At 67.9% G+C, this 26,563-nt stretch carries 23 protein-coding genes; 15 read left to right on the top strand and 8 right to left on the bottom strand.

All coding sequences use genetic code 11. From position 1 onward, the window contains the following. Positions 1 to 16 precede the first annotated feature (16 nt). Genes ACFV4R_RS09045 through ACFV4R_RS09055 form a run of 3 tightly spaced genes read right to left on the bottom strand, consistent with a single transcriptional unit; the run spans position 17 to position 3,036 of the window. A complete protein-coding gene (locus tag ACFV4R_RS09045) occupies positions 17 to 1,051 on the bottom strand; it encodes a cyclase family protein (RefSeq protein ID WP_377202018.1) in 1,035 nt (344 codons plus the stop codon). Continuing rightward, complete coding sequence (locus ACFV4R_RS09050) at positions 1,048 to 2,010, bottom strand: fumarylacetoacetate hydrolase family protein (protein WP_377202019.1); 963 nt, start codon at positions 2,008 to 2,010, stop codon at positions 1,048 to 1,050. The genes ACFV4R_RS09045 and ACFV4R_RS09050 overlap by 4 nt, the downstream gene beginning before the upstream one ends. Before the next feature lie 6 nt (positions 2,011 to 2,016). After that, positions 2,017 to 3,036, bottom strand: coding sequence for a VOC family protein (locus ACFV4R_RS09055; RefSeq protein WP_377202020.1), 1,020 nt, complete (start codon positions 3,034 to 3,036; stop codon positions 2,017 to 2,019). Positions 3,037 to 3,435: 399 nt separating this feature from the next. On the opposite strand from ACFV4R_RS09055, the gene glnT reads away from it, so the two are divergent. The 8 genes from glnT to ACFV4R_RS09095 all read left to right on the top strand — a co-directional run bounded on the left by glnT (position 3,436) and on the right by ACFV4R_RS09095 (position 12,703). Continuing rightward, positions 3,436 to 4,869: a type III glutamate--ammonia ligase gene (gene glnT, locus ACFV4R_RS09060; protein WP_377202021.1), complete on the top strand. Its 1,434-nt coding sequence runs from the start codon at positions 3,436 to 3,438 to the stop codon at positions 4,867 to 4,869. Positions 4,870 to 4,910: 41 nt separating this feature from the next. Further along, a complete protein-coding gene (locus ACFV4R_RS09065; RefSeq protein WP_377202022.1) occupies positions 4,911 to 5,819 on the top strand; it encodes a glutamine amidotransferase in 909 nt (302 codons plus the stop codon). Further along, on the top strand, positions 5,807 to 6,556 hold the full coding sequence (locus ACFV4R_RS09070) for a protein glxC (protein WP_377202023.1): 750 nt from the start codon (positions 5,807 to 5,809) through the stop codon (positions 6,554 to 6,556). The genes ACFV4R_RS09065 and ACFV4R_RS09070 overlap by 13 nt, the downstream gene beginning before the upstream one ends. Positions 6,557 to 6,565: 9 nt before the next feature. Beyond that, positions 6,566 to 7,960 carry an FMN-binding glutamate synthase family protein gene (locus tag ACFV4R_RS09075; protein ID WP_377202024.1) on the top strand — a complete coding sequence of 465 codons (1,395 nt, stop codon included), beginning with the start codon at positions 6,566 to 6,568 and terminating at the stop codon, positions 7,958 to 7,960. Beyond that, a complete protein-coding gene (locus ACFV4R_RS09080; RefSeq protein ID WP_377202025.1) occupies positions 7,960 to 9,180 on the top strand; it encodes an FAD-dependent oxidoreductase in 1,221 nt (406 codons plus the stop codon). Before ACFV4R_RS09075 ends, ACFV4R_RS09080 begins: the two co-directional genes overlap by 1 nt. Positions 9,181 to 9,191: 11 nt before the next feature. After that, positions 9,192 to 10,478 (top strand): allantoate amidohydrolase, encoded by a 1,287-nt coding sequence (locus ACFV4R_RS09085; RefSeq protein ID WP_377202026.1) that lies wholly within the window; start codon positions 9,192 to 9,194, stop codon positions 10,476 to 10,478. 49 nt (positions 10,479 to 10,527) lie between these two features. Beyond that, positions 10,528 to 11,151 carry a helix-turn-helix domain-containing protein gene (locus ACFV4R_RS09090; protein WP_377202027.1) on the top strand — a complete coding sequence of 208 codons (624 nt, stop codon included), beginning with the start codon at positions 10,528 to 10,530 and terminating at the stop codon, positions 11,149 to 11,151. A 259-nt stretch (positions 11,152 to 11,410) separates the two neighbouring features. Then, positions 11,411 to 12,703 (top strand): ammonium transporter, encoded by a 1,293-nt coding sequence (locus ACFV4R_RS09095; protein WP_377202028.1) that lies wholly within the window; start codon positions 11,411 to 11,413, stop codon positions 12,701 to 12,703. A 250-nt stretch (positions 12,704 to 12,953) separates the two neighbouring features. Here the strand turns inward: ACFV4R_RS09095 and ACFV4R_RS09100 are convergent, their stop codons facing one another. Beyond that, positions 12,954 to 14,006, bottom strand: coding sequence for a glycoside hydrolase (locus ACFV4R_RS09100; protein WP_377202029.1), 1,053 nt, complete (start codon positions 14,004 to 14,006; stop codon positions 12,954 to 12,956). Positions 14,007 to 14,180: 174 nt separating this feature from the next. Then, the gene (locus tag ACFV4R_RS09105) at positions 14,181 to 17,729 is read right to left on the bottom strand and encodes an SNF2-related protein (RefSeq protein WP_377202030.1); all 3,549 of its coding nucleotides are present in this window, start codon (positions 17,727 to 17,729) and stop codon (positions 14,181 to 14,183) included. Between the two features lie 216 nt (positions 17,730 to 17,945). On the opposite strand from ACFV4R_RS09105, the gene ACFV4R_RS09110 reads away from it, so the two are divergent. The 4 genes from ACFV4R_RS09110 to ACFV4R_RS09125 all read left to right on the top strand — a co-directional run bounded on the left by ACFV4R_RS09110 (position 17,946) and on the right by ACFV4R_RS09125 (position 21,281). Next, entirely contained in the window at positions 17,946 to 18,797 is an 852-nt protein-coding gene (locus ACFV4R_RS09110) for a hypothetical protein (protein ID WP_377202031.1), read from the top strand. A 234-nt stretch (positions 18,798 to 19,031) separates the two neighbouring features. Then, the gene (locus ACFV4R_RS09115; protein ID WP_377202032.1) at positions 19,032 to 19,763 is read left to right on the top strand and encodes a protein tyrosine phosphatase; all 732 of its coding nucleotides are present in this window, start codon (positions 19,032 to 19,034) and stop codon (positions 19,761 to 19,763) included. Between the two features lie 143 nt (positions 19,764 to 19,906). Further along, positions 19,907 to 20,485, top strand: coding sequence for an RNA polymerase sigma factor (locus ACFV4R_RS09120; RefSeq protein ID WP_377202033.1), 579 nt, complete (start codon positions 19,907 to 19,909; stop codon positions 20,483 to 20,485). Continuing rightward, positions 20,478 to 21,281 (top strand): hypothetical protein, encoded by an 804-nt coding sequence (locus tag ACFV4R_RS09125; RefSeq protein WP_377202034.1) that lies wholly within the window; start codon positions 20,478 to 20,480, stop codon positions 21,279 to 21,281. The genes ACFV4R_RS09120 and ACFV4R_RS09125 overlap by 8 nt, the downstream gene beginning before the upstream one ends. Positions 21,282 to 21,377: 96 nt before the next feature. On the opposite strand, the gene ACFV4R_RS09130 is transcribed toward ACFV4R_RS09125, so the two are convergent. Then, complete coding sequence (locus ACFV4R_RS09130) at positions 21,378 to 21,926, bottom strand: hypothetical protein (RefSeq protein WP_377202035.1); 549 nt, start codon at positions 21,924 to 21,926, stop codon at positions 21,378 to 21,380. A 178-nt stretch (positions 21,927 to 22,104) separates the two neighbouring features. On the opposite strand from ACFV4R_RS09130, the gene ACFV4R_RS09135 reads away from it, so the two are divergent. Both ACFV4R_RS09135 and ACFV4R_RS09140 read left to right on the top strand, forming a co-directional pair. Beyond that, positions 22,105 to 22,605 (top strand): sigma-70 family RNA polymerase sigma factor, encoded by a 501-nt coding sequence (locus tag ACFV4R_RS09135; protein WP_377202036.1) that lies wholly within the window; start codon positions 22,105 to 22,107, stop codon positions 22,603 to 22,605. Continuing rightward, positions 22,602 to 23,390 carry a zf-HC2 domain-containing protein gene (locus ACFV4R_RS09140; RefSeq protein ID WP_377202037.1) on the top strand — a complete coding sequence of 263 codons (789 nt, stop codon included), beginning with the start codon at positions 22,602 to 22,604 and terminating at the stop codon, positions 23,388 to 23,390. The genes ACFV4R_RS09135 and ACFV4R_RS09140 overlap by 4 nt, the downstream gene beginning before the upstream one ends. On the opposite strand, the gene ACFV4R_RS09145 is transcribed toward ACFV4R_RS09140, so the two are convergent. Both ACFV4R_RS09145 and ACFV4R_RS09150 read right to left on the bottom strand, forming a co-directional pair. Beyond that, a complete protein-coding gene (locus tag ACFV4R_RS09145) occupies positions 23,387 to 23,875 on the bottom strand; it encodes an SRPBCC family protein (RefSeq protein WP_377202038.1) in 489 nt (162 codons plus the stop codon). The two genes, ACFV4R_RS09140 and ACFV4R_RS09145, sit on opposite strands and share 4 nt — an antisense overlap. Before the next feature lie 89 nt (positions 23,876 to 23,964). Continuing rightward, positions 23,965 to 24,840, bottom strand: a complete 876-nt coding sequence (locus ACFV4R_RS09150) for a DUF1206 domain-containing protein (RefSeq protein WP_377202039.1) — start codon at positions 24,838 to 24,840, stop codon at positions 23,965 to 23,967. Between the two features lie 138 nt (positions 24,841 to 24,978). Here ACFV4R_RS09150 and ACFV4R_RS09155 point away from each other — a divergent pair, with 138 nt between their 5' ends. Then, entirely contained in the window at positions 24,979 to 26,559 is a 1,581-nt protein-coding gene (locus tag ACFV4R_RS09155; protein ID WP_377202040.1) for a hypothetical protein, read from the top strand. The last annotated feature ends 4 nt before the right edge of the window (positions 26,560 to 26,563 follow it).

The following is a 26,563-nucleotide window of genomic DNA, read 5'->3' on the forward strand; positions in this document are numbered from 1 at the left end:
ACCCACCCGGGTGCTGTTAGCGAAGGGCGATCGGGTTGACGGGTGAGCCGACGGCGCCGGTGATGGGAAGAGGCGCCGCGGTGAGCAGGAAGTCGTACCTGCCGTCCGCCGCGCACGCTTCCGCGAGGGCGTCCGGATCCCACATCTCGCCTAGGAACAGTCCCAGGTTGGGGATGGCGATCTGGTGGAGGGGCTGAAACGCGCCGTCGAACTCGTTGGGGCGGACCTCGAAGCCCCAGGTGTCGGTGGCGATCCCGGCGATTTCGCTGCGGTGCAACCAGGGGGCTGTGCTGAAGGACAGCCCGGGAGCGGCGCCGCCGGCGTAGTCGCCCCAGCCGCCGCGCCGGACGCGGGTGTACTGGCCGGTGCGGATCACCACGATGTCACCGCGGCGCACTTGGGAGCTCGGTCCCTGCAGCTCGATGGTCCGCTGGAGGTGTTCCGGGGTGATGGCGAAGCCGTCGGGCAGTTCGCCGTCGTCCCGGCCCAGCGTCGGGCCCAGGGCGCGGCCGACGTCGAGAAGCACACCCCGGGTGGCGATCTTGGCGGCGGCTGTTTCGATGCCGGTGACCAGGTCGCCTTCGGAGGTCACCACATCGCCGGCGGCGCGGCCGTTCCAGGCCTTGCCCTGGTCGAAGATGTGGCCCAGGCCGTCCCACTGGGTGGAGCACTGCAGCGGCATGGCGATCACGTCGTCCGCCCCGCCGAATCCGTGGGGGAAACCCTGGTTGCCGCGTTCGGCGTCCACTCCGGTGTCCGTCATGGTGTGGACCGGGTTGGTGCGGCGGCGCCAGCCTTTCTGCGGGCCGTTGGTGTCGAACGGCTGGGACAGCGAGAACGCCTCGCCCGTCTTCACCAGGGTGGCGGCTTCGACCCGTTTGGCCGCGTCGATGAAGTTCAGGGTGCCCAACGCGTCGTCGTTGCCCCAGCGGCCCCAGTTGTTGTGGGCCGCGGCCATGGCGCGGATGCTGCCGAGCGGGTCTTCACGCCGGATCACCGGGGAATCAGTGGCTGATTCCCCGGTGCCGGGTGCTGTGTCCTGGGCGGTCACTGCTTGCTGCTTTCGGTGGTGGTTTCGTCCTTGCAGTGGATGAGCTGGGTGCCCAGGCCGGTGATGGTGCCTTCCATGACGTCGCCGTCCTGGAGGAGCCGGCCCCAGTGCTGTCCGTTGCCGGCCGGGCTGCCGGTGAGGACCAGGTCGCCAGCGCGCAGCGGCATGATCTGCGATGCCTCGCTGACCAGCTTGGCCACGCCGAAGATCATGTCCTGGGTTGATTCGTCCTGCATGGCCTTGCCGTTGAGCTTCAGCGTCACCTGGACGTCCTGGGGGTCGCCGAAGAACTTGGCCGGCACCAGAAGGGGGCCGGTGGGCAGGAAGCCGGGGGCGTTCTTGGCGCGGTACCAGTCCGAACCGATGGCGGGCATGTCCTTGCGGAACACATATTCACGGGTGGTGATGTCGTTGACCATGGTGTAGCCGAACACATGCTCGAGCGCTTCCTCGGGGGTCACCCGGAACGCTGTCTTGCCGATCACTGCCGCAAGTTCCAGTTCCCAGTCGTTGGACGTGGAGTAGGACGGCAAGGTGAGGTCATCCGTGGCGGAAGCGACCGCCGTCGGGAGCCCGATGAAGAAGTACGGCGTGCCCTGGCCCGCGCGCTTGTCCATCATGGCTGCCGTCTTGGCACGGACTTCCTCCGCATCCTGCCCTTCCTCGCGATGTGCCACTGCCAGGTCAATGACGTGCTTGCGGTAGTTCGCGCCGGTCTGCAGGACCTGGGCCGGCTCAACGGGTGCAAGGATTTCGACGGCGGTGCGGTCCAGGCCGGTGTCCCCGCCTGCGGAGGCAGCCAGGGCGTCCAGCTCCGCTTCCATGCTGTCCCAGTGCTGGATCAGGGAATTGATGTCCGAATCCAGCGGCAGGACACGGTCGTCAACGAGCAGGCCCGCGCGGGCCTTGCTGTCACCGGGTTCCTGGAAGCGGATGAGTGAATACGTGGTGTCAGCCATGGCGACTTAGCCCCGGCCCTGCTGGGCGTAGGGGTTCAGGAGCGCTTCCTTCATTTCCGGGGAGGCGCCTTCCTCCGTGGCGGTGAAGCCTTCGGCCGGCGGGAAGGATTCGGTCATGGAGTGCGGCATTGCGCCGTTCTTGTAGAAGTTGTTTGAGCCTTCGGACGGCTTCCAGGTGTTGGCCTGCCAGTCCGGGACATAGTTGCGGTAGCCGCCGGAGTTCAGCTCGACCCGCATGCCGGAGGGATCACGGAAGTAGAGGAAGTTCTGCTCGCCCACGCCGTGGATGGAGGGGCCGTATTCCATGGGGGTGCCGTTTTCCATCATGACGTCAGCGGTGCGGAGCAGGTCCTCGGTGGCGTCCACCCAGAAGGCGATGTGGTTGACGCGGCCGGGGCGGTTGGAGGTGTCCAGGACGACGCCGAGGTCGTGGGACTTTTCGTTGGTGGTCAGGACCGAGAAGACGGTGATGGGGGCTTCGTCCAGGTCCACGAACGCCATGACGCGGAAGCCGAGGGCCTCGTTGTACCACTTGGCAAAGCCGCGGACATCCTGCGTGGCGACCGTGACGTGGTCAAGGAAGCGCGGTGCGGCAGCGTGGCTGCTGCGGCGCTCGGGGCGGTCCGGGTAGGTGGACTCGAAACCGGGCTCGGCCACGAACTTTTCCACCTCATAGAACAGGCGCATGTGGTGGCCGTAGGGGCCGGTGAACTCGTAGGCCTTGCCGTAGCCGTGGCCGCCGGCGGTCCAGGTGCCCTGGACTCCGGTGGATTCAACGCGGGCTGCTGCCGCTTCCAGCGCGTCTTGGGAGTTGGTGCGCCAAGCCATGCGGCCGAGGGTGGCTTCCGGGCCTTCGGTGATGACCAGGCTGTAGCGGTAGTAGTCGCCCCAGCAGCGCAGGTAGACGTTGCCATCCACGCGGTCGATGATGCGCATCCCGAACTTTTCCTCGTAGAACTTGGCTGAGGTTTCGACGTCGGGGGTGGTGATCTCAAGGTGGGCAAGATGGGAGAGGGGAGTTTCCACGTTGAATTCCTTCTGTGTACTGGCTGCTATCGGTTTGCTGCAGGTCCTGTAACAACTGTGATCCACTTCATGTATTCGGGGAAGCACTAATTAGCTATGGCAGCCATCCGTCAAGCAGATAGTTGAGATTGCTATTCCCGAGTCCACGACGAGCCCTCGGGCACGCCGCGAATAAGGGATGGCAGGGGCGAATACTCCACATTTCCGAGGCGTGTTCGCAAGTCCGAACCTTGACGGTTCTGGCCCGCGAACAAGCCCGGGAGCGAGCAGCCTGCCGAAACCGTGAGTCCGGAGAAACGTCGAGTTAACCTCCCCGCCCGACGCATGAAACGCCGCTTGGATACTCTGGTGCAACAAGGTTTACTATTAGCTAACACCAACCCGGACAGGAATGTTTCGATGACCAGTGTCGCAACCCCTGCTGTAACCCCAGCGGCGGAGTACACCACGTCCGCACGCACCGAGCCGCCGGCAGCCCGCCAGGAGACTCCCGCCGACGCACCCACCATTTCCCTCGCGGACATCGCCCGTGCCCACAACGTCCGCTTCCTCCTGGCCACGTTCGTGGACATGACCGGCAAGCCCTGCGCCAAGCTGGTCCCGGTGGAAGCCGCAGACGAACTCGAAAAGGGTGCCATGGGCTTCGCCGGCTACGCCGCGGGGCTCATCGGCCAGAAGCCCCAGGACGCGGACCTCATCGCCGTCCCGGATCTCACGTCCTTCACCCCGGTGCCGTTCATCAAGGAGGGCCTGGCCATCATCCACTGCGATCCGCACGTCAACGGCAAGCCCTGGCCCTACGCCCCGCGCGTCATCCTCAAGAACGCGCTGGCTCGCCTCGCGGACCAGGGCATGCAGGCCAAGGTGGGCGCGGAGGTGGAGTACTTCCTGGTCAACAGGAACGACGACGGGACGCTGAGCACCGCCGACGCCCGCGACGATTCGCCCCGGCCCTGCTACGACGCCCGCGGTGTCACCCGCATGTACGAACACCTGACCGCCATCTCCGAGGCGATGAACAGCCTGGGCTGGGGCAACTACGCCAACGACCATGAGGACGCCGCCGGCCAGTTCGAGCAGAACTTCAACTACGCCGACGCGCTCACAACGGCCGACCGCGTGGTCTCGCTCCGCTACATCCTGAACATCCTGGCCGAACAGCGCGGCATGACCGCCACGTTCATGCCCAAACCGTTCACGGACCGCACCGGCACGGGCCTGCATTTCCACCTCTCGCTGTGGTCCGACGGTGCGGCCCTGTTCCCGGAGGCGGGAGATACAGCGGACGACGGCGGCCGCGGCCTTGGGCTGTCCGGCCTCGCCTACTCGTTCATCGGCGGCGTCCTGGACCACGCCCCGGCGCTGCAGGCCTTCCTCGCCCCCACGGTGAATTCCTACAAGCGCACCGGCGCCACCACCAGCTCCTCCGGCGCCACCTGGTCGCCGCGGAAGGCATCGTACGGTGGCAATGACCGCACCCATATGATCCGCGTGCCGGACAACAACAGGATCGAACTGCGCTCCGGCGACGGTTCCGCCAACCCGTACCTGGCCATCGCCTCAACCGTTGCAGCCGGCCTGGACGGGGTGGAGAGGTCGATCGACCCGGGCACGCCGTCCGGCCCGGGGGAATCCAGGCCGGACGCCCACCTCCTGCCCGCCACGCTGCTGCACGCCGTCGAAGCGCTCCGCAGGGACCCGGTCATCCTGGCCAGCCTCAGCGGCGACGCCGCCATCGGCGCGTACTACGCCGACGCCAAGGAAGACGAGTTCCTCAGCTGGCACAACCAGGTCAGCGACTGGGAAATCCGGACCTACCTCACGTCCATCTAGCTCTCCACCCCGCCACCAAGAACCCAAGCAAAGGACTTTCCATGTGCGGAATCGCCGCGCTGCAGCTGCGCAATCCCTCGCTGCACCCCCAGATGGGCAGCCTGCTGTCCTCGATGCTCTGCCAGATCGTTGACCGCGGCCCGGACTCCGCCGGACTCGCGGTCTACAACACGCCGGGCCTGGTCTCCCCGGGCACCTCAACGCTGAGCCTGCTCGGCGCGGACCAGGGGATCCCGACGTCGGCACTCACCGCAGGCGTCGCGGCGCTCCTTGCGTCGGACGCACAGGCAGCGGTGCAGGTGGTGGGCGACACCACCCTGGTGAGCGCCGCCGTCGGGACCGACCTGCTGGTGAAGGCCGTCACCGAAACCGTGCCCGGCGCCACCATCATTGGCCGGGGCGAACACGTGGCCGTGATGAAGAGCGTGGGCCACCCGATGGAGATCGCCGCCCACCACGGGCTGGAGGCGATGGCCGGAAGCCAGGGCCTGTCCCACACCCGGATGGCCACCGAATCGGCCGTCACCGCCGGCGGCTCGCACCCGTTCTCCGTGGCCGACGACCTCTGCCTGGTGCACAACGGCTCCTTCTCCAACCACGCCACCGTCCGGCGCGAGCTCAAGCGTGAAGGCGTGGTGTTCGACTCCGAGAACGACACCGAGGTGGGCGCCCGCTACGTCGCCTCCCGGCTGAAACAGGGCGACACCCTCGAGGAAGCACTGGTGAACCTGGGCAAGGTCCTGGACGGCTTCTACACCCTGGTGGTCACCACGGCGGACAGCATGGCAGTGGTCCGCGACCCCATCGCCTGCAAGCCCGCCATCATCGCCGAAACGGACGACTACGTGGCCATGGCCTCCGAATACCGCGCCCTGGCAGCCCTGCCCGGCATCGACAACGCCCGCATCTTTGAACCGGAACCCGGAAAGGTCTACACATGGTCACTCTGACAGCCCCCGAAACCGCTGCGCCTGAAACAGCTGCACCCGCGGCGTCCGACGGCGGGGCCGCACCCACAGTAGTGGACCTCGCCAACGCGCCGGTCCGCAGCCTCAACCAGGCCCTGCATGACGCCGTGGACGGCCAGTCCTGGACCGTGACCAGCCCCGGCGGCAAGCACAGCCTCGCGGTCGGCATCACCGCCCGCGTGGCCGTGACCATCGAAGGCCATGCGGGCTATTACGCAGCCGGGATGCACCAAAAGGGCAGCGTCACCGTCAACGGCAATGCCGGCGTCGGGCTGGCCGAGAACATCATGTCCGGCCGCGTCCACGTAACCGGTGACGCGTCCCAGTCCGCCGCCGCCACCGGCCACGGCGGCCTGGTGGTCATCGACGGCAACGCCGGGGCACGCTGCGGCATCTCGATGAAGGGCGTGGACATCGTGGTGGGCGGCAACATCGGCCACATGTCCGCATTCATGGCGCAGGCCGGCCGTCTGGTGGTCTGCGGTGACGCCGGTGACGCCCTGGGCGACTCGATCTACGAGGCCCGGATCTACGTCAAGGGAACCGTGGCCTCACTCGGCGCGGACTGCATCGAAAAGCCGCTCCGCGAAGAGCACCTCGCAGAGCTCGCCGAACTCCTCGCAGCCGCCGGCCGCACCGACAACCCGGCCGACTTCAAGCGCTATGGCTCCGCCCGGAACCTCTACCACTTCCACGTCGACAACTCGACCGCCTACTAGGAGGCCCCCGTGACCATCACCTCCCTCCCCGCACCCGCCCAGGCACCTGCTGCAGCTCCCGCCCAGAACCTGGCTGCTTCCGACATCGCTGCACTCGGTCTCCGCGAGTCCGCCACCTTCGACCGCGCCACCATCGCGGACATCCAGCGCGCCGCCTCCACCGGCGTCTACGACATCCGCGGCTGGGGCGCCAAGCGCCAGCTCCCGCACTTCGACGACCTGCTGTTCCTCGGCGCCTCGATGTCCCGCTACCCGCTGGAGGGCTACCGCGAAAAGTGCGATACCGACGTGGTCCTCGGCGACCGGCACGCTACCCGACCGCTGCACCTGCAGACCCCGGTGACCATCGCCGGCATGAGCTTCGGTGCCCTGTCCGCCAACGCCAAGGAAGCACTGGGCCGTGGCGCTTCGGAGGTGGGAACGTCCACCACCACAGGCGACGGCGGCATGACGCCTGAGGAACGCGGCCAGTCCAAGCACCTCGTTTACCAGTACCTTCCGTCCCGGTACGGGATGAACCCGGACGACCTCCGCAAGGCCGACGCCATCGAGATCGTGCTCGGCCAAGGCGCCAAGCCCGGCGGCGGCGGCATGCTCCTCGGCCAGAAAATCACCGAACGCGTAGCAGGGATGCGCACCCTGCCCGTGGGCATCGACCAGCGCTCCGCCAGCCGCCACCCGGACTGGACCGGCCCGGACGACCTCGAAATCAAGATCGGCGAACTGCGCGAAATCACCGACTGGAAAACCCCCATCTACGTCAAGATCGGCGCGTCCCGGCCGTACTACGACACCGCGCTCGCCGTGAAGTCCGGTGCGGACGTGGTGGTGGTGGACGGCATGCAGGGCGGCACGGCAGCGACACAGCAGGTGTTCATCGAGAACGTAGGCATCCCCACGCTGGCCGCCATCCCGCAGGCTGTGCAGGCGCTGCAGGAACTCGGCGTCCACCGCAAGGTCCAGCTGATCGTCTCCGGCGGCATCCGCACCGGTGCCGACGTGGCCAAAGCCATGGCCCTGGGTGCGGATGCCGTGGCCATCGGCACCGCCGCGCTGATTGCCCTGGGCGACAACGATCCCCGTTACGCCGCAGAATACGCCTCGTTGGGGTCCGCGGCCGGCTTCTACGACGACTTCCAGGACGGCCGGGACCCCGCCGGCATCACCACCCAGGACCCGGAGCTGTCCTCCCGCCTGGACCCGGTGGCCGCAGGGCGGCGCCTGGCCAACTACCTCCGCGTCCTCACCATGGAAGCCCAAACGATTGCCCGCGCCTGCGGCAAGTCCCACCTGCACAACCTGGAACCCGAGGACCTGGTTGCACTGACCATCGAGGCCTCCGCCATGGCCCGCGTGCCCCTGGCCGGAACCAGCTGGATCCCCGGCGTGCAGGGAAGCTTCTGATGGCAGGCGGCGCCCTTGGCGGACCATCCGGGGAGGCCGGCGGCGGTTTAGCGGGCGAGGCGTCAGGTCCGTCGGACTATGTGGTGGTGGGCGCCGGCCTGGCCGGTGCCGCCACCGCCTGGCAGCTGGCCGCCCGCGGGCACCAGGTCACCCTGCTGGAGCGTGACGTCCCGGCCGCACACGACGCCAGCTCCCACGGCTCCGCCAGGATCTTCCGCTATGCCTACCCGGACCCCTTCTACACGCAGGCCGTGCTGGACTCGAAAGCCCTCTGGGACGGCCTGGCCGCAGAAACGGGAACCGAACTGATCACACCCTTCGGCGCGGTGGACTACGGCCCCACGCGGCAGCCCGCCCTCCTGGCAGGCGTCCTGGCCGGGGCCGGGATTGACCACGAGCTGCTCTCCGCCGCCGAAGCCCGCCACCGCTGGCCGCAGATCGCGTTCGATACCGAGGTCCTTTGGCACCCCGGGGCAGGGGTCATCGACGCCGAAACGTCCGTGAAGGCGATGGTGGCGCTCGCGGTCCGCAACGGCGCCCGGCTGCTGACCGGATGGACCCTGCAGCGGGTGGAACGCCTGGGCAGCGGTACCGGCGCCGGCTACCGGCTCCACTCCGCCACAGGGGAAACGCTCGACGCCGGCAACGTGGTGATCAGCGCCGGCGGCTGGCTGCCCCGGCTGCTGGACTCCCTGCCACTGCCGGCCGGGTTCCTCGCCGGTTTGCCGGAATTCACGGTCCGCCAGGAGCAGGCCTTCCACTTCAGGTACCGGGAGGGCTCCGGCTTTTCCGCCACCTGGCCCACGTTCATCCACAAGGCCGCCGACATCCAGGCCTACGGGCTCCCCGGCGGCCGCGACGCCGGATTCGCCGGCCAGAAGGTGGCCGAGTACAACGGCGGACCGCTGATCCCGTCTGCCGCAGACCAGACCGGCCGGGTGGACCCCGCCAACCGCGCCCGCGTGGTGGACTACGTCAGCCGTTACCTGCCGGGCCTGGACCCCGAACCGTACGCCGAAACCACCTGCCTGTTCACCAACACCCCCACCGAGGACTTCCTCATCGACCGGGCAGACAACCTCACCGTCGTTTCGCCCTGCTCCGGGCATGGCGCCAAGTTCGCCCCGCTGATCGGACAGTGGGCAGCGGACCTGGCCACCGGCGCAGCGGCCGTTCCGGAACGGTTCCGCGGCGCCACCTTGCCAGCACTCACCACGTAGAACGGATCCCCGTGAGCCTTCCCCAGACAGCACCCGCGCCGCCCGCCGTACCCGCCGAAACCACCGGCGCACCCACCGTTGCCGGCCTGCTGAACGACATTGCCGGCGTCGGGCGTGACAGGACGCGCGGCGGCTACTCCCGCCCGGTGTTCTCCACCGCCGAAACGGACCTGCGGAGCTGGTTCATCGAGCAGGCCGCCCGGCGCGGGCTGGACGTCCACACCGACGCCAACGGCATCATCTGGGCCTGGTGGGACACGGCGACGGGCGTACGGAAGGACGCCGTGGCCACTGGCAGCCACCTCGATTCCGTCCCCGGAGGCGGCGAATACGATGGTCCGCTGGGGGTCGCCTCAGCACTGGTGGCCGTCGACCTCCTCAAAGCACGCAACTTCCGCCCCCGCCGCCCCCTGGCGATAGCTGTGTTTCCGGAAGAGGAGGGCTCGCGGTTCGGCATCGCCTGCCTGGGCTCGCGGCTCCTCACGGGCGAACTCGACCCCAACAAGGCCCGCAACCTCCGCGATCCGGACGGCAACACTTATGCCGACGTCGCAGCAGCCAGCGGACAGGACCCGCGGTTCATCGGCGCCGACTTCAAGGCGCTGCAGCAGTTGGGACTGTTCGTTGAGCTGCACGTTGAACAGGGGCGAGGCCTGATCGACCTGGACCAGCCGGTGGCGGTTGGCTCGTCCATCCTGGGCCACGGCCGCTGGAAACTGGCCATCTCCGGCGAGGGCAACCACGCCGGCACCACACTCATGAAGGACCGAAGGGACCCCATGATCGCGGCCAGCAAGGTGGTGGTGGGCATCCGCGACACCGCCCGCAAGTACCGTGACGCCCGCGCCACGGTGGGCCGGCTGCAGCCCGTCCCCGGCGGCACCAACGTCATAGCCTCCCGGGTTGACATCTGGATCGACGTCAGGCACCCGGAGGATTCGGTCACCGCTGCACTGGTGGAGGCCATCGGACTGAACGCCCAGGTCCTCGCCGCCGAGGAAGGCTGTTCCGCCGCCCTCACCATGGAGTCGCTGAGCCCCACGGTACATTTCGACGGCGGCCTCCGGGACCGGCTGCAGCAGCTCCTGCCTGCCGCCCCGGTGCTGGCCACCGGTGCAGGGCACGACGCCGGGGTGCTGGCGGCGCACCTGCCCACGGCCATGCTGTTCGTCCGTAACCCCACCGGCGTCTCGCATTCGCCCGACGAACTGGTGGAGGACCGGGACGCCGAAGCCGGCGCCGTTGCCCTGGCGGACTCCCTGGCCGGGCTCCTGGGCGAGGCCCGCGTCCTTGGCTAGCGCCGGCGTCGTACTCCGGAGCCCGCGCGGCCCGCCTAAGATGGCAACCATGACCGAACAGGCCGGGGACCGCGCAGAAGACCAGCACGCCGAGGCCGTCGCAGACCAGGTCACCGGGAAGCTGGAGCAGGTCATCGCCGCGCAGGTCCGGCACTACCGCACCGCGGCCGGTCTCTCCTCGGCAGAACTCGCGGCCCGCACGGGACTGTCCAAGGCCATGATCTCGCGGGTGGAAACCGCCACCACCTCCTGTTCCCTGACCACCCTGCAGCGGCTGGCGGACGGGCTGAAAGTCCCCGTCACGGCACTGTTCCGCGGTGCGGACACGGACCGTGACGCCACGTTCACCAAGAGCGGCCAAGGCAGCCTGACGGTCCGCAGCGGAACCCAGCACGGCCACGAATACCGTGTGCTGGGAACCCTCAAGGGCCACACCGACGCCCTGGAACCAACCCTGGTGACCCTTACGGACGCCAGCGACGTGTTTCCGCTGTTCCAGCACCCGGGCACCGAGTTCATCTACATGCTCTCGGGCCGGATGGTCTACGGCCACGGCTCCTACGAATACGCCATGGAAGCCGGCGATTCCCTGCTGCTGGACGGCGAAGGACCCCACGGCCCGCTGGAGCTGCTGGACCTCCCCATCAGCTTCCTGGCCATCTCCGCCAAATAGCTTCGGCAGCTGCGTAGAAACCCCGCAATACCGGGCATTTTCGCCTGCCCTGTTACTCCTGAAACTCGCGCGTGGATGACTGAAACCAGCATTTAACACGCCCGAAACCCAGCCCGAAATGCCCGCCATACAGTTGGATCACGACGGCAAACTGCCGCCCTCCGCTGAAGATGGCACAGACCCCGCGTCCCTTCCGCCGGAGCGGTTTCTGACGGCAAAATTTTCCGTTCTCTTCGTCGCATCACGAAAGGGGTTTCCCATGGATTCGGGAAATGTCGCTTGGATATTGGCCAGCTCGGCACTGGTCTGCATGATGATTCCCGCCCTCGCACTCTTTTACGGGGGCATGGTGGGGTCGCGCCGCATTCTCAACATGATGATGATGTGCTTTGGCGGCGCCAGCCTGGTGGCCGTCCTGTGGGCACTCTTCGGGTACTCAATGGCCTTCGGCAACTCCGTGGGCGGGCTGGGACTGATCGGTGACGTCACCGAGTTCCCCGGCATGGGACAGCTGATGGCCGAGGACAAGGAGGCGTCCATCCCGGTCATCCTGTTCGCCGCGTTCCAGCTGTTCTTCGCCTGCGTCACCACTGCGCTGGTTGCAGGTGCCGCCGCGGGCCGCATGAAGTTCGGCGCGTGGATGGTGTTCGCCGGCATCTGGGCCACCATCGTCTACTTCCCCATCGCCCACTGGGTGTTCGCCTTCAACTCCGCGGACGGCAGCACGGTGGGCGGCTGGATCGCCAACGGCATCAAGGCCATCGACTTCGCCGGCGGCACCGCAGTGCACATGAATGCCGGCGCAGCCGCCCTGGCCTTGGCCCTTGTCCTCGGCAAGAGCTCCGGCTGGCCCAAGGTGGAACACGCCAAGCCGCACAGCCGGCCGCTGGTCCTGGTGGGCGCAGGCCTGCTGTGGGTGGGCTGGTTCGGCTTCAACGCCGGCTCCGCACTTTCCGCCGGGCACTCGGCGTCGGTGGTCTTCCTGAACACGGCCGTGGCCGCGTCCGCCGGCCTGCTGGCCTGGGCACTGGTTGAGCGGTTCCGGCACGGCGCCGCCACCAGCATGGGCGCCGCGTCCGGCCTGATCTCGGCTCTGGTGGCCATTACCCCGGCCTGTGGTGCGGTCAGCCCGCTCGGTGCCGTGGCCATCGGTGCCATTGCAGGCGCCGTCTGCTCGCTGGCCATCGAGCTGAAGTTCCGGCTGGGCTTCGATGACTCGCTCGACGTCGTTGGCGTCCACCTGGTGGGCGGCATCCTGGGCACCCTGCTGATCGGCCTCTTCGCCACCGACGCCGCCCCCAACGGGGTCAGCGGCCTCTTCTACGGAGGCGGATTCGAACTGCTGGGAGTCCAGGCCCTCGCCACCGTCACGGTGCTGGCCTACTCGTTCGGCATCACCTGGATCCTGGCGAAGATCCTGGACAAGACCATGGGCGGCCTCCGCATCAAGCCCGAGGACGAACTGCGCGGCATCGACCTCGCGGCACACTCCGAGCTGGCCTACCTGACGGACGAAGACCCGGTGGACCTGGGCTCGCCGCAGCGGGTCTAACCCGAAGGGTCCGGCGCAACCCGGACCCGCATCAGCTACCGGGCGCCCGCCTGCTGGGGGCGGCGCCCGGTATCCTGCTCAACCCGCAGTTGAGCGCGCGTCCCAGTGCACGAGTCAGGGCCAAACCTTGGACCGGTGCCGGCAAGTACCGGCTTATAGTTCCAGGGTTTGGCCCTTCGCCATGCCTTCGCTTTGCGTTCGCCATGCCTGCGGCGGCTGGCCGGGGTGGCCTGCCGCGTTCCCGCGGCCCCTAGCGTTCGGTGCACACCAGGATGCCGTCACGGACCTCCAGCACCGCTGCGCGGACGTGGCTCAGATGGGTGCGCGGGTCCGGTGCCATGGTGCCAATGTCCTCACCGCCCCAGTGCGGGTGCGTGAAGTAGACCAGCAGCGCCTGCTGCGCGCCGCCGTCGTCCGTTCCTGCTGCAGGCGCAACGGGTAGCGGGACCACGTCCGCATGGCGTCCGACGACGGGCCGCCCATCCACGGTTTCCGGCGCCGTGAGGATCAACCCGCCCAGGTGTTCCTGCCGGGTCCAGGCGCCGGCGGCATCTTCGGAACGGTAGACGGCCTGGCCGCGCCATTCGTCCACGATCATCCAGTAGCTGCCGCCCAGCCGGAAGACCTTGGGTCCCTCATGCGGGCGTCCTGGGATCGCCATGCCTTCAAGGTCCCACGACGCCGGGTCTTCCGGGGTGTCGCTGACCGCGCTGTAGGTGTTCGAACCCCGGGTCTCGTCCTTGTACCAGAGCCGGTAGCGGCCGTCCCCGCACCGTGCCACTGCGGCGTCGATGACCCTGGGGGAGTCGAGGTCGATGGGGCCGAGGTACTCCCAATGGTTGAGGTCCCGGCTGGCGAACTGGATGATTTCGGCCTTCCCCGTCCAGTCCGTGCGCCGTCCGCCGAGTACGGAAAGGTACATGATCCACTGGTCCCCGATGCGCACGACGTCGGGCGCCCAGAGGGTTGCCGGCAGGTCCGTTCCGGGCGGGATGAGGCCCTCCGCGGTGCCCTGGTAGCGCCAGGTTGCGCCGCCGTCGGACGATCTGGCGACGCCGATGCCGGTCCCGTGCACCCACTCGACGCCGGTCAGTCCCGGAGCGGTGGCGCGGCGCTGGGTGTAGAGCAGCACCCACTCGTTGGCCAGGTGGTCGGCCACCAGGATGGGATCGGTGGGGCCGTCCCAGACGGGATCGCGGTAGGGGACCGTGAACGCGTCAGGACTCAGATGCGGGAGGGCGTGCGGGGCTGCCGGGGCCGGCGCATCAGGGGCAAGTTGCTCGGCCTGCTGTGGCTGGGGCACGTGTTCTCCAACGTTGTAGTTTTCGGTTGGATACCAGCATAGACGGCGATTTCGGACGCGTGAATGCGTTGGCGCTGCGCAGATTCGCTGGCGCGCCGCAGATCCGGGCCGCGACACCGGATGTGCGCGTCGAAAATGCGTATGCGGGTCGAAACCGGAGCAGCCGCGGGAGTCTTACTCCTTGAACAGCCCCGCCAGGTCCTCGGCAGTGATGGCGCCGCCGGACAGGGCATCGCCCTCCATGACGTCGGCGAACAGCTGCGACTTCCGGGTCTTCAGCGCCATGACCTTCTCCTCGATGGTGTCCTTGGCGACCAGGCGGTACACCATCACATTCCGGGCCTGGCCGATCCTGTGGGTCCGGTCCACGGCCTGTGCCTCGGACGCAGGGTTCCACCACGGATCGAGCAGGAAGACGTAGTCGGCCTCGGTGAGGTTGAGCCCGAATCCACCGGCCTTCAGCGAAATCAGGAACACCGGGGCGCTGCCGTTCTTAAATTCGCTGACCACGTCGGCACGGTTCCGGGTGCCGCCGTCGAGGTAGCAGTACTCGATTTCCTCCTCGTCCAGCCGCTCCCGGACCTTGCCCAGGAACCCGGTGAACTGGCTGAAGATCAGGGCCCGGTGCCCCTCTGCCACGAGGTCCTCGAGCTGCTCGAAGAGGACATCCAGCTTCGAGGACCGCACCGCGGACAAGGCAGGATCCACCAGCGAGACGTCCAGGCTGAGCTGCCGCAGCAGCGTCAGCGACTGGAAGATGGTGAACCTGTTCTTGTTCACATCCTCGATCAGCCCCAGGATCTTCTGCCGCTCGCGCTGCAGGTGCGTCTGGTAGACCTTCTGGTGCCGCGGGTTCAGCACCACTTCCAGGATCTGCTCCTGCTTGGGCGGCAGGTCCTTGATCACCTGGTCCTTGGTGCGCCGCATCATCAGCGGCCGGACCCGGCGCCGGAGCTTCTCCAGCTGGCCCTTGTCGCCGTTCTTTTCCACCGGCTTCTGGTAGTACTCGGCGAAGCGCTTGGGGCTGGAAAACAGGCCCGGGGCCACGATGGACGTCAGCGCCCAGAACTCCATCAGGTTGTTCTCCAGCGGGGTGCCGGTGATGGCCAGCTTGAAGGCCGCCGGTAACTTCCGGGCACACTGGTACGCCTTGGACTGGTGGTTCTTTACAAACTGCGCTTCATCCAGCACCAGTCCGGACCACTCGCGGGAGGCATACGACTCGTAGTCGATCCGGAACAGCGCGTAGGAGGTGATCACGACGTCGGCCCCGCCCAACGAATCCGCCACGTCCTGCCCGCTCTTGGCGAAGGTCTCTCCCACCGCGCGGACGGTGAGGCCAGGGGCGAAGCGGGCGGCTTCGAGCGCCCAGTTGCCCACCACGCTGGTGGGGGCCACCACGAGGAAGGGCGCGGCGGCGGCGGGCCGGGTTTCCGAAGGCTGCGCACCCGGCGTGCCAGGGCCGTCGTCGGACGAGCCACCAGCCGCGGCCGGATCCTGCGGAACCGCGGCCGCCGAAACCGCTGCCCCCGAAACCGGAGCGTCCGGGAGCGCCGCGGCGGCCTCGACAGCCAGTTCCTTCGCCGCGCACATCAGGGCGAGCGCCTGCACGGTCTTGCCGAGGCCCATGTCGTCCGCGAGGACTCCGCCCAGGCTGTGCTTGTACAGGAAACTGAGCCAGTTGAACCCTTCAAGCTGGTACGGGCGGAGCTCGGCGTTCAGGGAAGCCGGCAGCGGCAGCCCGTCAATGCCGCCCTCCAGGAGGCCGCCCACCGCAGAGCGCCACGTGGCCGCCTGCTGGTCCACGATCCCCAGGTGCGCCAGCTCATCCCAGAGCCCGGCCTGGAACCGGCTGATCTGCAGCGGCGCATCCTTGTTGTCCTGCAGCGAACGGGCTTCTTCGATGAGGGCGCGCAGCTGGTGCAGTTCCGGCAGGTCCAGGGAGAAGTACGCGCCGCTGGGCAGCAGCATTTTGGTCTGCCCGGACGCCAGGGCGGAGAACACTGCGGCGAAGGACACCGGCTGGCCTTCCAGCGAAATCTGGATGCCGAGGTCGAACCAGTCGCGCTGCTCGGTGGCTTTGGTGGAGATGGACACCACCGGCGCTTCCTCGGCCTCGCGGTAGTCCGCGATGTCACCGGCCGTCTCCACGTCCACGTCCCGTGCTTCACGCAGCCGCGGCAGTACCTCCTCGGTGAAGGCGAGGGTGTCCAGTCCCTTCAGCTCGGCGGAGGCCGCCAGCCGGGGAGTGCCCCAGCCGCCGGTGGAGGACTCGCCCAGCGCGGCCACAACGTCCCACGGCTGCCCGATGCCTTCCAGAATGCGGGACTCCGCGGTGTCGTCGCGGTAGCCCTGGTCACCCGGGTGGCGCCACAGCGGCTGGGCTGTCACGTGGTTGCCGCTCTTGTAGTGCCATTCCCAGTGCAGCCGGACCCGGTGGTCGTTGCCGTAGTTCGCCAGCAGGGACAGCGACGGAACGGCAAGCGTGGGCAGCTCCACCGATTCGTCCCGGGCCGTGACCCGCGCGGTCTGCTTCAGTTTGGGGTAGAAGCCGGTGAGGAATCTCGATTCATCCTTCGCCGGGATGTGCAGCGTGCTGCCGGTTGTGACGAACGCCAGCAGTTCCTCGCTGAGCCCGCTCTCCAGCGGGGCCAGCGTGAGGATGCCGTCCGGATCGGGTACGCCCGGCAGCGAGGCCTCCCCGGTGGTGAAGAAGATCCCGTGCGCGGGCCGGCCGATGGTCCCCGCGGCCGCCGGATCGATCTCTTCGCCCTCCACGGTGATGGTGGGCGCCAGCTCCAGTCCGCCGTCGGACGTACTGCTGGCCGGGGTGGCGGGCTCGGTATCGGGCGCGCCGTACCGGCTAAGGGAAAGCGCGACGGCGGCAGGCGCCTCGGCGAGCCGCACGGGCTCAGAGCCGCGCGAGTTGACCAGGACGAGCCCGATCTTCCGGGCGTCGGCCAGCAGGCTCCACAGGTTCTTCCCCGAGTAGGAGTTCAGCCCCAGCCACAGCCCGGAGGCGTTGTGCATCCGGCTGGCCGCCGCCGAGTGGGAGGCCAGGAACTCCTGCAGCCACTCCACGTGTTCCTGGTTCGATTCCCGCCGGAAATTCAGGTAGTTCAGGGTATTCCAGGAGACGTCGCCGCGGATCCACTTGCCCTTGGCGCCCATGATCACAGGCCGGGCCTTGAGCTGCCGGACGCTGCGCACCGGGTCCCGCCGGCCGGTGTAGGAGAAGTGCGGGGCAGGTTCTTCGACCTCGAACTGCAGCGCCAGCGGCACCCCGCTGCCCGAAGGAGCCGATCCCGGCTTGGCAATCAGCGGGTTCAGGGCCTGCTCCCAGTCCGACAGGACAGCCCCGCCGGGCTGGTGCGAGACCTGCGTGGACGTTGACGGGGCCAGCAGCTGGACCCGTGTTGCCGGGTTGTCTTCAGCCGCGAACAGCAGGGCCGCAACGTGCTTGCAGTCTTTCCGCACCGGGCAGCTGCACACACCCACCGTGCAGCTCCACCCGCCGCCCTTGCGGACCAGCTTGGCGGTGGTGGAATACGGTGTGTCCGCGCTTCCCCTGACCTTGCCCAGCATGAGCCCGGTGCCGGCGTCGAACGATATCCCGGTGACCCGGCTGCCCATGGCATAGGCAAGCCCGGCCGCGAGCGAGCGGTCGTTGATGGCGGGGGTCTGTATTGCCAGTGCCGCACTCTCGTCCGGTTGGGATGGCATGGTGCGCGCTACTTTCAGCAGCCCACGGAAGGGCCGGGTCCGTCGGGTGGTTATCTGATCCATCTTAGTTCGCCCGGCCGCCCGGCCGTGCCGCGGCCCCGGCACCTGCCTCCCATGAAAACTTCGCCTGACGTTCATGTCCCCCTCCACGGGGCGGCAGTTTTGCGGACGTAGCGTGAAAAATGTCCGCAGCACCAGCCAGCAGTGAGGGATTCCATGATCACCACCCAGCAGCCCGTCGTCCTGACCAGCAGCAGCATCGAAGCAAGTGATGAGGAAGCGGTGGCGGCCAACGTCAGCGTGGTGGATGCCATGCACACCGCGCTCCTGGCCACGGATGAAATGTCGCCCGTTGCCGTCCGCAGCTACTACGTCGATTTCTACCTCACGCAGGCGCTGGAGGGCGGCTTCGCTCAGTACGCCTTCATGTCCGTTGACCGAAACGAGACGGACACCCTCATCCGGGAGGGCATGGCCGGCATGGGCGCCACGGCGCACCTGGACCTGTTCAACCGCGCAGTGGAAGCCTATGAGGCCCTGTCCGAAGAGGACGCGGAGCACTACCTGGACGGACCGCTGGATGACGACGACGAGGTGCCGGCCGGGGTCCTCGCCATGGAAGAGCTCGATGGCGAGTTCGAGGAACTGCTGGAACGGGAGAACATCACCGCCCTCAACGCGGCGTGGCTGCGCGGCCAGGCAGACCTGCTGGTCCTCGATGACGAAGAGGTGGGCGCCTACATCCAGCAGCTCGCCGCCCAGATCCCGGACCTGCCCGAGCGCGAGGCCAGGGCGGCCCAGGAGGCCCTGGAGGATGCACCCGACTTCGAACTCATCATCCGTGAACTGTGCAGCATTGCCGGCTACGAGCTGGCCAGGATCACCATGGGTGAGCCCAACTACGTGCACGACGGTGAAAAGACCCTCGCGTGGTACTTCAGTACCGACCACGGCGACTTCCTCATGGTCGAGGAGGACGACGAAGCCTTCATGATCAACCCCGAGACGCAGGAAATCGTGGCAGCCGTGGAGTTCGAAGAGGCTGACGCCGGGCTGCTCGACGCCTAGGAACAGGCCTGTCTGTCCTGCTCACGGCCGTTGAGCGTCCGGGGCCCGCATCCGCTGTAGCACAACAGCGAATGCGGGCCCTTCCCGCCAAAGAAGCGGCTGACCGGGGCCCTGGAAACCGTTCGTCCGAAAAAACTTTCACAGCACCCGTAACCTTTGCGGACCGTCAGGCGATGTAGGAGGTGATGGGCCCACCGGCCCCGACCCGCAAGTCGCCAAGGTTTGGAGTGTTTTATGTCTTTGTTCACCGTTCTCGCCACCAGTAAAGTCGCCGCCGGAGTCCTGGCAGCAGGCACCCTGGCAGTAGGTGGAACCGGCGCAGCTGCCGCCTCCGGTGTCCTCCCCACCGAAGCCCAGCAGACCGCCCACGAACTCTTCGGCGCTCCGGCCCCGAAGCTGGCTGCCAACGCCGCTTCAGACGCTCTCGAAGGCACCGCCGGCGCCGCAGCCAACACTGATGCTGAAGACGTTAAGGCTGCCGCTGCTTCCACGGCGAAGGCCACCGCCTCCGCAGACGCAACCGCTTCCGCTGACGCCGACGCCAAGGTCAGCGAGGACAGCGTCGCTGCCAAGGGCTCGGCCTCCGCCGCCGCCAACTCCGCCGTGGACGCCGCAGGTGCCGCAGCAATCGGCCTGTGCACCGCCTTCACCCACGGTGGCCTGAACGCTTCCTCCGAGGGCTTCTCCTCGCTGAAGCTCGCCGCCGACGGCGAAGCCAACATCGAGAGCTACTGCGCCGACGTCGCGGCTGACGCGGATGCCGCAGCAAAGGCTGCCGCATCCGCCAACGGTTCCGCCGCCGTCGACGCCCACCGCCCGGAACTCCCGGCCGTCCCCACCGTGCCGGCCGTTCCTGCTGTTCCCGCCGTCCCCGGCCTTGACGACGCCCCCAAGGTTCCGGCTGTGCCCGCAGTTCCCGCCATTCCGGGCAACAGCGTAGACGTACCTTCCGTTTCCGCCCGCTAGCAGCAGTTGGCTAGGGTGGACTGCGGGAAACGGCCTTTGCCGCCTGCCCCCGCAGTCCACCGCGGCAGGTAAGCCGCAGCCGGGGCAACGCGCCGGCAGCCTGCAGATAGAACCGGGAGGGCGTGCGCACGCCGAGTCCCGGAATGGAGGAGCCGCTGGTGCTGGACACTTTGGCCCAAGCAGAAACCGAAGAATTCGAGAACACAGCCGGAGCAGATCCCGCTGTGTTGTTTGCTGCTGCCTACCGGTCCTTCGCCGGCCCGGTTCAGGGTTACCTCAAAGCCCGCGGCGTCGATGATCCCGAGGCCGTGACCCAGGACGTCTTCCTTGCCTTCTACCCCAGGATCGAAAGCCTCACGGGCGGCCTGCAGGGCGCAAAATCATTGATCTTCTCCATCGCCCACGCCCGCATGGTGGACCACTACCGCCGGCTGGAGCGCAGGCCGCAGCTGACGCCATACGATCCCCACGACGACGCCCGGACATCCCCGTCCGCGGAAGACCACGCGGTGGAACTCACCGGAGGGGCGGCCGCCATGCTCGAAGGGCTGGCCGATGAACACCAGGAAGTCCTGGCCCTCCGCATCGTGGCGGACCTGTCCATCGAACAGGTGGCCGCCATCATGGGCAAAAGCGCCGGAGCCATCAAGCAGCTCCAGCGCAGGGCCCTCCAAAACCTCAAGGCACAGACGCTCAAAAGAAACCAGGCGAATCATGAGTGACACCGCAGGATCCCGCAGTGAAGGATTCGTTGACCAGCTGCTGCTCGAGGCAGACCTGGACGACGACGGCCAGCTCCGCCCCGCGCTTCTGCAGCTCCGCGCCCTGGGCACCGACGTTCCCGAGCCCTCGGCCGCCGTCGCAGCGCTGCTCGAGCGTGCCCGCACTGCCGGGTCCGGCGGAACCGCTGCCGAGTCTGCTACCCCGGCTGAACCCGCCGCTGCGGATTCCCCTGCCCTGGCCGATGACGCGCATGGCGTAACCGGCGCAACAGGCTCACCCGGCGACGAGCTTGCCGCGCGGCGCCGGGCGAAGCGCCGGGCCGCCCTCACCGCGCTGACACTGGGCGTCACCCTGACCGCCGGCGGCGCTGTTGCCGCCGCGTCCGATCAGGGCATCCGCGATTCGTTCACCCACCTGAACCACGCCGTGACCTCTTTCGTCACCGGATCCGGGCCCGCCGGACAACGGCAGGCCCCCGTACCCCCGGCGCAACCGGCGGAACCGGCGGCGCCTGCCCCGGCCGCGCCGGTGAGCCCGGCCGCGGTGCCCACGACACCTGCGCCGGCTGAGGCACCTTCCGGGGCGCCGGCGTCGGACGCTCCCGCTGTTCCGGAAGGCGTCCCGTCCCCGGCCGCGACACCGGGCAAGCCTGCGGGCGTGCCAGGGCAAGGGCCATTGCCCACAGCCGTCCCCACGGAGGTCACGGACAGGCTGCCCCAGCGGCCGCAGGTGCCACTGCCGGAAGTGCCGCAGCTTCCGCTGCCCACCACACTTCCTGCAGCCCCCCACCAATAGGCGCCTGCAGCCCGTCTCTGTGCTTGAGGACCCTGCCTGAGGCCCTGTGCCCACGAAAAGCCGTTTCCGCCAAGCCAAGGACCTGGCAGTCCATCCCTAATAGGCAGCGCCGCTGGCCGTCTGGATCATGCTGCCGGACGGGTTTGCCAGGTACCAGACGTTGTTGACGCCCTGGCCCAGGACATCGCCGGGCTTGGTGTCCTTGGCGAAGTAGTACAGCGGCATGCCCTCAAGCGTGACCTGTTGCTTGCCGTCCGCGGTGGTGATGGTGCCCAGCTTCCCGGTCACGCCGTCGGCCGACGGTGTGGAGGACGTGGTGGTCAGCGGCGGCCACGCCTTCAGGCAGGCATCAGCACACGCACTGGTACCTGAGTCCTTGGTGTCCTTCGTGAAGAAATAGACGCTCATTCCCTTGGCATCCACCACGATGGTGCCCGCGCTGGAGGACGCCGTCTTGAGGTCGACGGCGGCACTTGAGGTACCGGTGGAGGTGGCGGACGGTGAAGCGGTCGCAGCGGACGTGGCCGGGGCGCTTGCCGTGCCGGCCGGAGTGGAGGCCGGCGTGGTTCCGCTGCTTCCGCCGCAGGCGGCCAGCGCAGCAGTGAGGGCCAAAATGGCGAAACCTGCACCCAAACGGGATTTCATGGTTGCTCCTTTGCTGGTGTCCGGCGTCGGATCACCGGGCGCTAACCGGTATGACGCCTCCGGGTGAAGAATGGTTCAAGGCGGCGGCAAAACAGGGTAGGCCGGTGCGGTTGAACCATTTGCCCGGATACGGCGTCTGAATGGACAAACAGCGGGTGAACGCGGGCAGGAGGATGGGATGCCGCTCGACGAGGATGCGGTGGAGTCCCTCTACCGTGAACACGGCACGGCGCTGCGCCGGTTCGTGCTCAGTGCATCGCGGGACCCGCAGCTGGCCGAGGACGTGGTGCAGGAAACCGTGCTGCGGGTCTGGCAGCAGGCACCCGACATCAATGGCAGCATCCGCAGCTACCTCTACCGGACGGCCAGGAACATCATGATCGACAACTACCGGCGCTCCCAGCGCCGCCCCGCCGAAACGCTGGAGGGCGAACCCGCCCGCCAGGCCGGGGTCATGGAGCGCGTGGACGGCCTGCTGAACCGGGTGCTGATCGAGGAGGCCCTCCTGCGCCTCAGCAAGGAACACCGGGACGTCCTGGTGGCGCTGCACTACCGCCGCTTCACGGTCAACGAGGCGGCCGCCCAGCTAAACATCCCCAGCGGCACCGTGAAGTCCCGCGCCTACTACGCCGTGCGGGCCCTGCGGACCATCCTGGACGAGATGGGGGTGGAACCATGACCTCGGACCCCCACTACCTGCTGGGTGCCTATCTGTTGGGCGGGCTCGACGCCGGAGACCGGGCAATGTTCGAATCTCACCTGGGGCAGTGCCGCGAATGCCGGGATGAACTCGCCGGGCTGGAGACACTCCCCGCGCTGCTCGACGTCCTTCCCGCACCGGACGCCCTGGCCCTCACTTCGGTTCCCGGCGCCACGGAATCCGGTGCCGCTGAGCCCGGTGCCGCTGAGCCCGGTGCCGCTGAGCCCGGTGCCGCTGAGCCCGGTGCCATGGGGCCCGTGCCTGCGGCCGGGCTGGCGGACGCCTTGCCCGCGGCGTTTCCCCGCCCGGCCGCGGAACAGGCTCCTGCGTCGCAGCCGCTGCTGCACGAACTTGCGCGCCGTCGCCGGACAATGCGACGGCGGTGGGTAGCGCTCGCGGGCGCCGCCGCCGCTGCCTGCCTTGCAGTAGGCCTCGCCGTGGGGCCGCTGCTGGTGCGGGCGCCGCAGCCGGACGCTACCTACTCGGTGCAGTCCGGGGGAGGGCTGCAGTTCAGCATCGACCTGGCCCGGAAGACCTGGGGGACCGAACTGGCGGTGAACGGCAGCAGCCTGCCGTCCGACGGGACGCTCTCGCTGTGGGTCAGGGACCGCGACGGCGGCGAGGACCGCGCGTGCGCCTGGACGGCTACGCCCAGCGGCCGGGTCAAGGTCACCGGAGCCACGCCGATCCAGCTGGGCAAAATCTCCAGTGTGGAACTGCGGGACGGGACGCAGCAGGCGGTCGCCGTCATCACCGTTCCCTAGGCTGTACGGCCGTGGAGTTCCCGGAACTCCGCCTGGAGGGCGGCGTCCTCGCAAGCGCGTGCAAACGCCTCGATCCGCTTCTCGATCTCCCGGCCCAGCAGCCAGGTGCCGACCTTTTCCATCACCGGCCGCAGCAGCGCCGGGCGGCAGGAAAAGGTGTACTTCCAGACGGCCCGGGTGCCGCCGTCGTCCACCGTGAAGCGCCAGCCCCCGCCAAAGTTTTCGAAGAACCAGGGCCCGGACACCATGGTCATGCCCACGTTCCGGGGCGGCGCATAGGAGACGTACTCGCTGACCATCACCAGGCCCAGGCGGGACCGCGTCCGGGTCCTGACTCCTTTGCCGGCCTGGGCTGCGCCGTCCAGGAAACCCTGCGAGGAGATGAACGGATCCCATTTCAACCGGAAGGAACCCGTGGTCTGGGAGAAGGCGAACGCCGACTCCGGGTCGGTGCGGATATGGCGTTCAGCGCGTACCTGGGGCATGGTCCAACCCTAGCGACACGGGCAGCAACCCGGCCGCGCCGGGGCTTCGAGCCGGCCGTGCCCCGCAACCTCAAGTACTTCCCGCAGGACTACTTGATCATCCGGGCGATCCTGGCACGCACGATCATGAACACGCCGTAGCAAATCAGCCCTGCCCCCACCGCAGCCAGGAGGTAGATCCCCATGGGCTGGTCCCGCAGGCCACGCAGGCCGCCGTCCAGGCCGGTGGATTGCTCCGGATGTGATTGCCACGCGGCGATGGCGATCAGCAGCCCGGTCAGCAACAGCACCGTTCCCTTAGCCACATAGCCGGCCACGCCCAGCACCGTGACGGCGGTCCCGGCGGTGGGATTGCTGGGCAACACCAGGTGCTTTTCGAAGGATTTCCGCAGCCCGCGGATGGCGTACACGACGCCGGTGACGGCGATGGCGGTTCCCAGCAGTACCAGGAGGGCGACGCCGCCCGGAGCCTTCATCAGCGAGAAAGTCAGGTCGCTGGCGGCCTTGCGGTTGTCTTCGTCGGAGCCGGTGCCCATGGCAAAGGACATCAGCGTCAGGGCCATGCCGGCGAACACCACTGCCTGCGCTGCCGCCTTGGCCTTGTTGGCGGCCTTTTGTTTGGCGGCAAGGTGGGTGTAGTCGAAGATCGCATCGCTGGCCTGCCAGATGGCCAGGGCTGCGCAGGCGGCGAAGCTGGCCCACAGCAGGAACGGTCCGGCGGGCTGTGTGGCAAGCTCGGCCACGGCCCCGCTGAAGTCCGCGCTGCCGGTTCCCCCGGTGGCGAGGCGGATGGCTATGGCACCCACCAGGAGGTGCAGTATGCCGCTGGCCGCGAATCCCGCCCTGGCCAGCACTTCCAGTGCCCGGGAGTTGGTGACGTCTTCAGCCGCATCGGCGGCCTGCTTAAGTTCTCTTTTGATGGCAGTTCCTTTGTGCGTGCGCCGGGCGGCGGCGCTGTGGTTCACCGGTATGCGTGCCCCACATAAGGTAATCGTGCCACGGGTCCGGGTGATGGGGAGGGATCCCCATCGCCCCTGTTCGGTGGTTGTGCAACCATAAGCTTCAGCGATTCACACTCACCGCGAACCACCCGGGGGAACACCATGACTTTTTACGGCGCTGACGTCAGCCAGCTGCGGGCGCTGGCCAAGGCAGTGGACCAGGCCGCCTCCCTGCTGAGCAGCCGCGCAGGTTCGCTGCAGGGCCAGATCCAGTCAGCACCGTGGAAAGGGGCCGACGGCGCCCGCTTCCGCCAGGACTGGAGCTCCAGCCACCGGCCCAACCTGGAAAAGGTGGTGTCCAGCCTCCGGGCCAATTCCAAGATCCTGATGAAGCACGCGGACGAGCAGGAGAAATCCTCCAACTCCTCCGGCGGAAGCGGCGGGGGCGGCACCTGGGACCGGATCAAGTCCCTGGCGGGGCAGGCACGGGACTGGTTGCAGGAGCAGGCAGCAGCCGCCGCGGCCGCGGCCGAACACCGCAAGGAACTTGAGTCCGGCCTGGACCGGATGCTCAACGCCAGCCCCGAGGAGCAGGCCAAGTGGTGGGCAAGCCTGTCCGAGGCGGACCGGAAGTACCTGATCGAGGGCGAAGGCTCGGACGGCCCCTTCGCCAAGGACCTCATGCGCATGGACGGCGGCATTCCCGAGTCCGCGCAGCAGCTGGCCAAGGAACACCTGCAGGAACTGGCCAAGGCGGACATTCCGGTCTACACGGAGACCGGCAAGGCCTCCATCGAAGCGCGCGTCGCCTGGGTGCACGGCGGTGCCGAAGTGGGCACCGAGGTGGTGGAGAACGCGGACGGTTCCGCCACCATGAAGGTCTACGGAAACATGGGCCTGGGCGTCAATGACACCTCGGGCACTGCCGGTGTCACCCTGAGCGGCGAAGTCTCGCGGGAGTACAAGTTCGGCAGCGTGGAGGAAGCCCAGGCTGCGCGGGCCCAGATGTACCGGGACCTGCCGCCGGACAGCATCGGCGACATCAAGGATGTTGCCGGCAACCCGCCCGGCTACGTCCTGGACACCATCAACGATGCCGCCGGAGACAACGGCTCAACCGGCCAGACGGACAAGGCCAAGGGCACGCTGTCCCTCGAAGCGGAGGGCGAGAGCGGGGCAGCCTCCGGTTCAGCCAAGCTGGACCTCTCCTACGAACGGAACCTCACGGACGGCACGGCGACCGCCAGCGGCGAAGTGTCGGCCCAGGGCAAGCTCAACCTGGACGGGCGGACGTTCGAGGCCTCCGGCAAGGGCGGCCTGCAGGTCAACATGGACAAGGGCAACAACATCGATTCCGTGACGGTCTCGATGGAAGGCACCGTGGCGCAGGGCGTTACCGAGGGCACCGACGTGAAGGCAGCCAAGGTGGAATCCTCCGTGTCCGCGGGAACGCAGGGCACCGTGAAGATCAACGTGGACTACACCCCGGAGAACCGCGCCGTGGTGGACAGCTACCTGCGCAACGTCGCCCTGGGCAACGACTACGGTGCAGCGCAGGACGCCGCCAAACTGTACGAGGCCGGCTCGGCCACCGTCCAGGTCAACAGCGTGGTGACCGCGTCCAACGAGGCCGGCTTCGACGTGAAGCTGGGCGAGGTGGAGGTCAAGACCGAAAGTTCGGCCACCACCAACGTGTCCACGTACTATAAGGTCCCCAACGACACCAAGCTCGAGAGGCTCTGAACCC

This window comes from Pseudarthrobacter sp. NPDC059871, assembly GCF_042731175.1.
GTDB lineage: Bacteria > Actinomycetota > Actinomycetes > Actinomycetales > Micrococcaceae > Arthrobacter.

Excerpts from the sequence above, each read along its gene's own strand:
- ACFV4R_RS09050 (WP_377202019.1), bottom strand. The coding sequence starts at position 2,010 with ATGGCTGACACCACGTATTCACTCATCCGCTTCCAGGAACCCGGTGAC.
- glnT (WP_377202021.1), top strand. The coding sequence starts at position 3,436 with ATGACCAGTGTCGCAACCCCTGCTGTAACCCCAGCGGCGGAGTACACC.
- ACFV4R_RS09065 (WP_377202022.1), top strand. The coding sequence starts at position 4,911 with ATGTGCGGAATCGCCGCGCTGCAGCTGCGCAATCCCTCGCTGCACCCC.
- ACFV4R_RS09070 (WP_377202023.1), top strand. The coding sequence starts at position 5,807 with ATGGTCACTCTGACAGCCCCCGAAACCGCTGCGCCTGAAACAGCTGCA.
- ACFV4R_RS09080 (WP_377202025.1), top strand. The coding sequence starts at position 7,960 with ATGGCAGGCGGCGCCCTTGGCGGACCATCCGGGGAGGCCGGCGGCGGT.
- ACFV4R_RS09090 (WP_377202027.1), top strand. The coding sequence starts at position 10,528 with ATGACCGAACAGGCCGGGGACCGCGCAGAAGACCAGCACGCCGAGGCC.
- ACFV4R_RS09095 (WP_377202028.1), top strand. The coding sequence starts at position 11,411 with ATGGATTCGGGAAATGTCGCTTGGATATTGGCCAGCTCGGCACTGGTC.
- ACFV4R_RS09105 (WP_377202030.1), bottom strand. The coding sequence starts at position 17,729 with ATGCCATCCCAACCGGACGAGAGTGCGGCACTGGCAATACAGACCCCC.
- ACFV4R_RS09110 (WP_377202031.1), top strand. The coding sequence starts at position 17,946 with ATGATCACCACCCAGCAGCCCGTCGTCCTGACCAGCAGCAGCATCGAA.
- ACFV4R_RS09115 (WP_377202032.1), top strand. The coding sequence starts at position 19,032 with ATGTCTTTGTTCACCGTTCTCGCCACCAGTAAAGTCGCCGCCGGAGTC.
- ACFV4R_RS09120 (WP_377202033.1), top strand. The coding sequence starts at position 19,907 with ATGGAGGAGCCGCTGGTGCTGGACACTTTGGCCCAAGCAGAAACCGAA.
- ACFV4R_RS09125 (WP_377202034.1), top strand. The coding sequence starts at position 20,478 with ATGAGTGACACCGCAGGATCCCGCAGTGAAGGATTCGTTGACCAGCTG.
- ACFV4R_RS09130 (WP_377202035.1), bottom strand. The coding sequence starts at position 21,926 with ATGAAATCCCGTTTGGGTGCAGGTTTCGCCATTTTGGCCCTCACTGCT.
- ACFV4R_RS09135 (WP_377202036.1), top strand. The coding sequence starts at position 22,105 with ATGCCGCTCGACGAGGATGCGGTGGAGTCCCTCTACCGTGAACACGGC.
- ACFV4R_RS09140 (WP_377202037.1), top strand. The coding sequence starts at position 22,602 with ATGACCTCGGACCCCCACTACCTGCTGGGTGCCTATCTGTTGGGCGGG.
- ACFV4R_RS09145 (WP_377202038.1), bottom strand. The coding sequence starts at position 23,875 with ATGCCCCAGGTACGCGCTGAACGCCATATCCGCACCGACCCGGAGTCG.
- ACFV4R_RS09155 (WP_377202040.1), top strand. The coding sequence starts at position 24,979 with ATGACTTTTTACGGCGCTGACGTCAGCCAGCTGCGGGCGCTGGCCAAG.